Origin of the sequence: Flavobacterium croceum DSM 17960 (assembly GCF_002917885.1) — a bacterium.
GTDB classification, from domain to species: domain Bacteria; phylum Bacteroidota; class Bacteroidia; order Flavobacteriales; family Flavobacteriaceae; genus Flavobacterium; species Flavobacterium croceum.
In genome coordinates this window covers 1-6734 of the sequence record NZ_PQNY01000038.1, presented here as the reverse complement: position 1 = coordinate 6734, position 6734 = coordinate 1, and the positions used below count along the sequence as shown (strand labels likewise).

At 37.5% G+C, this 6734-nt stretch carries 2 protein-coding genes; one reads left to right on the top strand and one right to left on the bottom strand.

The features are described from left to right. Positions 1 to 3867 (bottom strand): hypothetical protein (locus Q361_RS12900; protein ID WP_146047036.1); only part of this gene is annotated, 3867 nt, incomplete at its 3' end. 561 nt (positions 3868 to 4428) lie between these two features. Between Q361_RS12900 and Q361_RS12895 the strand changes: the two genes are divergently transcribed. Then, positions 4429 to 6734 (top strand): PKD domain-containing protein (locus tag Q361_RS12895; RefSeq protein WP_146047035.1); only part of this gene is annotated, 2306 nt, incomplete at its 3' end.

The following is a 6734-nucleotide window of genomic DNA, read 5'->3' as shown; positions in this document are numbered from 1 at the left end:
TTTTACTGATAACGATGCTGAGCCTACACCATCACCTGTAGCAGGTGCGCCACAAGAACGGTTTGCTCCTGCTGATAATGTAAGGTTAGAGCCTGCTATAAAGTTACAGTCTGTAACAACATTGAAACGGATACCCATTAAACGTGAATTGGCTACGCCACCATCGGTTAATGTTCCCGGTAAACCTTGTGCTGGAAATGCTGTATGTGTGGTTAAATCTAACGTGGTTTGTGTACCTGCTGTACTGGTACTTACAGTCTCCCATGAGCCTGTACCCACTGGGTATTGTGCTTGTAATGATCCCGCTACAATACTCATTCCTGCTGGTAAATCTATCGTGAAGGTATTGTCTACCGTGTTTCCTGCGCCTGCTGAATTAATTCGGTACTCATAGTATAAATTTGTACATAAATTAATGTCAGATGTAGGTTGTGCTTCCGTCTTGATTTGTACCTCTGCTGTTTGAGGTATAAATGGTAAAGTAACATCTGCTGTACCACAAGTATAAGCAGATGGATCTGTTGGGTAAGCAGAACAGTTCCAACCGCCTTCTACAGCAAATGTAGTAGTATTACAAGTTGTATAAGAAAAATCTAATCTGTAATCTTTATCAGTATTAATAGCTTGACCTGCTGTACCTAACTGAAACCATACACCTCCTGCATAAGTAATAGGCATGATTACCGTATTTGTAGACAAATCAACCAACTGAATAGGTGTTACACCAGCTACTGTAGGCACAGAAAGCCATCTGTATGGCGCTGGCGAACCTCCTACCGAAGCCATACGTATAGTAAAACTCTCTGTTGGTTTTGAAGCTTGTACTATACCTGTTTGGTTTGTTAAAGTTATTTTAGGAGCAGTAGTTTGATTGTATGTTGAAGATATATTAAGGTTATGAATTACATCCCAAGTGGTTGGTTGCACAACATCTGTAGCATAATGGTAATAATAGTCCTTATAATACGTTTTGGTTGCAAACGGTTGCGTATTTGAAGGTGCTCCACATGTAGGTTGCACAATAGGACGTATGTAAGCTCCATATTGAGGTGCTGTAGCCGATAAACGATACGCAACCCAAGTACCTGGATTATCATATACATAAGTATTACCAGAAACCGAAGTTGGCGTCATGGCAACACTAGCCCCACCCAATAAAGGTGTGTAACTACAAGATACTAGTTCATACCCTGTTGGTATAGTTATTTCATATTTAGTGATATAACCCACAGGGCGAAATTCGTTTGTATAATTTAAACCAGCATCATCAAATCCTCTAGCAATAAAGTGCCCTCCATAAGGTGAAAGTGCCGTACAAGCTGCTGGAACAGGACCTGCTGAAGCTCCATTTCTATAAGCGGTTCCTACTAAATACATTTCTGGAATAAAATTATTACAAGATTCTTTGGTAGTACCATTTAAATTGTAAAAATACCAGTTAGTTCCACTTTGCACATCGTTGTTAGGCAAATTATTGGTAGCAACTGTATAGTGTGATTTTGTTTCTACTATATCTCCTGCCAATAAACCTCCAGAAGGAATTAAAGAAGTTAAATCCCATGTAACTATTTGTTTTGTGGTGGTAGACTCTGTTTGAGAAAACGAAGTTAAATTACCTGTAGCTATAGAGGTTCCTCCGCGTTTAACTACTACATCAACACTAATAGGTGTAAGTTTACTTGTATTTCCTGACGCTTTTGGCAACTCTAAATAGATATAAAGGTTTGAAGCTGCATTGTTTTGCGTAGCATTTGCAGAAATTTCAATTTCATCAAGATATAATGCTTTAGACAAATCGTAGGCAGAAATACTACTTGCCGATTGACGGGTAGTAAGTGTATAATCTGTCCAACCTAATGAATTATCTGCTCTACGCACTACAGGGATTGAAGTACTTGGCCCTGCTGCATATGGAGCAGCACAAGCTGCTAGTGCTGTAAGTGTTCCGCATACTTGCTCCGCTCTACAGTTACACCCTGTATTTACATTATTACGTTCAAGCAATTTCCAGTTTATCACAAAATTAGACCCTCCAGAGCAGTCATAAGTCATGGTAAGTTTTACCCAACCCCAACCAGAGGTAGCCGTTGCATTTATTGGCGAAACAATGGTGACTAAATTACCTACTTGGGTAAATGTAACTGTGTTAAGTGCTGTTGAAAGATTGTATTTTCCATTTGCCCATTTTGCTGCCGTTACTGTAGTACCTGTAGGTACTGTAATTTGATACTCATATTTGGTATTACCTGTTCTATTTAAGTAATTGTACATATCATAATATGAGATACCAATATTAACATCAAAAGGTGTACCTGGATTAACATTGGCAGGAATATATCCTGTGGGTACTAAAGATATTTTTCTATGATTTAACGCATCTCCTCCCGATCTAGATAATGGAGTTACATAGGTAGATTTATCACACATGGTGTGATATTTAATATCTCCTCCAACAGAATCTTGAGTTAAACTATTGTTTGCACATGTCCAAGTTGCAGGACAATCAACAGCTATATCTATTTCTGTTACTACAGTATTCCCTGGAGGTAAATCGTCATAAAAACCATCCCCATCAACATCTTCTAGACCAACACCTGCTCCATCTGGATCTGTAGTAAAATAGTTATTCAAATCTATAGTATGAATTCTACCAGAGGTAGTATATGTATATGGAATTGCCGCAGAGTTGGTGCCTGCAGCAACGTTTCTTACGTAAACTGTACTTAAGTTGTATAACGTTTGTAACCCAGAAAGTGCTGTAGCATCATTATAGGCATTACCTTTTCTAAGAATAACATCATACATAGTAGCTGCAGCTGTAGCACCTGTTCCACTATTAGTATAAGCATTTCTTATAGCAAAAGGTGTACACATATCTACAAAATTTAAAATCGTTGTAGTATGAACATTATATGTTGCACTACCTGTTGCCATAGTTACATTACCAGTACCTGTTACAGTTTGACACCAATTTGCTGGTGCGGCATCACAACCCCAACCTGCAGAATAATTAGTAACAGCATTACATTTTAATAGTTTATATTGCTCTGTAACCACAAGAGTCTCTCCAAAACCAAGATCTCCTCCTGTTAAATTAGCTGCTGGTATGGCATAATAACTTATAGTACCAGAAGTAGATGTTGGAGTTAATACAACTGGGGTACCAGAACTACCTGTACCACCTGTAAGTGTAACAGACACTGCTTGTGCCCCAGTAGAGGCATAGTCTATAGCAAAATAAACCGCCGTAGCTGGACCATTACCACCATTTGTAATAGTAAAAGTTCTTGAGTAAGTACTTCCTACCCCTGCATTGGTTTGCGTAGCTGGTTGCGAAAAGCTGAATACTGGGTACGTTACCGAATAGGTAGAAGATACCTCGGTTGTTGCCGTAGCTCCTGTGATACTTCCCGTTACCGTGTCTTTGAACGCCGTACCTGCTAAAGCTGCTGTACGTGTAGCACACGTAGCTTTTCTGTCGATAGTAAAAACCAATCGATTTGCCAAAGCTAATGCATTTGGACCTACCTTAAACTTAGGTGCGTTTGGCGTTCCACCATCGTCTACTATAGTTAATCCCGCGTTTGTACTTACTACAGCCACCGAACCCGGCACATATTCTACTCCGGCGCCTAACTGTATCGTAACAGAGGCTCCTGTAGTAGAGGCTGTTGTAACATCGAGCTGAACCTGTAATTTCGAAAACGAATTACACACCACCAAATTTCTTGGATTGGCTGTAGGTGCTGATGAAAACGATGGGAAACTAATACTAAATGAAGATTGAGCCGCCATGCTTAGTCCACACAAAAGTGTAAACAAGAACATCATACGCTGAGTCCATCTTAAAAAATAGTTGTTTCTCATAAATTTAATTTAAAATTAAAATTTAATTAATTAAAAAATTTGGAAGCAGAGGCTTTCTCTGTTCCTGTTGTTTGGAATTATATATAGATTGTTTTGAAAAACTTCTGTTTTTCATTATGTTGCCAGCATAATGTAAAGCATAAGCCACAAAACATATTGCCCTGCAAAGATATAAATTTTAACATAATTATATGAATTATAAGTTAAAAATCAATACTAATCTACAAAAAGCATTTTTTACCCTTTAAAAACAATTATTGGTTACACAATTCACTATAAAATGTATTTTTTATAGTATAAATATTACAAATTTAGAGTACTCATATAAAAAATTACAAAGTTGATTATCTACTACTAAAATTTAGTTTAAATCTACTTCACAAATTCTACAGCAACAATAATGCATATTCAAAAAATGATAAAATTTTAAGATTTTTCCTATTTTTTAAAAAAAATAAGTATTTTGTCGATTATTTTTGTATTTTACTGATTAATCTGTTAGATTTGGTGTCATTATTTTTATACAGCAAGTTATTCATTGCAGTACATTAGAACAATATCATGAGAAAACTACTACTTCTCTTTTCTCTTATCGCAACTCTATTAGGTTTTTCTCAAACCTATACTATGCTCAATGGTGCTAATGGAACTATTAGTACTTGTGGAGGTACATTTGTAGATAATGGTGGTTCGAGTATGAATTATTCTGCAAATCAAAGTAGCACCATTACTTTTTGTCCAACAATACCTGGAAATAAAATAAAAATATCTTTTAGCTCTTTTGTAACTGAAGGCTCGGGTGCAACTTGTTATGATTACCTAGATGTTTGGTATAGTTCTACGATAACAAATCCAACATCTCCAGATGCCACATTTTGCGGTTCTTTAAGTCCTTTTGAGCTTATTTCTACTGATGCTACAGGCTGTATTACTTTTAGATTTACATCCAATTCAAGTATTCAAAAAGCAGGTTGGGTAGCTACAATATCATGTATTGTACCATGTAATCCACCTATACCTGTTTTATCTGGTTCAACTATCGTTACATGTTCGCCATCATCTGCTACTCCAGGTTCATTTACACACAGTTTTAATGCTAGTGGCTCTTATTCCCCATCTGGGCACAGTATTTCTTCTTATGAATGGATTTGGGGAGATGGAACTACGACTACAACTACTACCCCAACTACTACACATACTTTTCCAAGCGAAGGTATTTATGATGTGAAATTATCTGTAAGAGATAACAATTACGGAACAAATCCACTAGGTTGCTTAAGCACAACATCTGCCATAAGAACAGTAAAAATTCTTCCAACACCTTTATTCATTGATAGTACAAGCCCAACAATAAATTTAACCGTTGGACAATCTACATCATTAACAGGAAGTGTAAAATCTCAAACCATTACACAATCAACGCCTAGTTTTAACACCCCTCCTTTAAGCTTACCCGATGGAACTGGTGTGAGTTATACTTCTAGTTTGAACTTGGCTGGATTTTTTCCTATTGGTCAAACCGTTTCTGCAGGTTGTTATCCTACTATTTCTTTTAGCATGGAGCATTCTTTTGCTTCTGATATATCAATAGAATTAATAGCTCCCAATGGACAAAGCGTAATGCTATTTAATAGACATGGAGGAGGTTCTAATTTTGGAACTTGTGTAAATGGAAATGATGATGGAGTTCCTGGATGTCCTGCAACATATTCTGTAACGAATAGTGGTGGTGTCGCTTGGACAAGTAGCACTTGCTACACGAACACATCCACTTCTTGCTCAACATATAGTGGTCCTTGTGAATTAGGGCAGTACTATATACCGCAACTTTATAATTCGACACAACCAATGTCTTCACTAATAGGTGCTCCAATGAATGGATTGTGGACAATAAAGGTAACCGATTATGTTGTTTTTGATGATGGTGTATTAACAGGTTGGGGAATAAATTTTCCTAATTCATGTTACAATACCATTACAAGCGTAACTCCACTTATTAATAGTGTAAATTGGACACATACTGGATTAGGACCGGCAATATCTCCACAATCAACAACATTTACAAGTGTAACAGATCCTGGACCTGATGCTTGTGCTGTTCTTGGGACTTGTATTGGGAATATCGCAACAAATACTATAAATTTAGGTCCGTTTCTTACTCCTGGAACATATGTATATACTGTTACTGCAACAGACGAATATTTATGTCAAATCAAAAAAAATATCACAATTATTGTTACAGGAAATATTTGTACGCTTACACAAACATCTGCTCCTGCAACTTCAAATCAGACTATATGCTTTAATAGCAGCATTACACCTATCACATACAATTATACAGGATCACCAAGTAATATAAATGTAAGTAGTTTGCCCCTTGGAGTAAGCTATACAACTATTGGAAACACAACAACTATTAGTGGAACTCCAACTACTAGCGGAATATACAATTATACAATTAGTACAATTGGTTGCACCACTAATGATACCAAAAACGGAACTATAATCATTAATAATCCTAGTGCGCCTGCTACGATTTCAGGCACTAATACGCTTTGTGTCGGTAGTACATCATCTTTAACCGCTTCTATATCGGGTGGTACATGGGCATCTGCCAATACGGCTATTGCTACGGTTTCTGCTTCAGGGGTTGTAACGGCTGTAGCTTCGGGTTCTGTGTCTATCGATTATACTATCCCTGCTTCGGGCGCGTGTCCTGCCGTGGTATCGCATTATACCATAACGGTGACTAGTCCTAGTGCGCCTGCTACGATTTCAGGTACGAATACGCTTTGTGTCGGTAGTACATCATCTTTAACCGCTTCTATATCGGGTGGTGCATGGGCATCTGCCAATACGGCTATTGC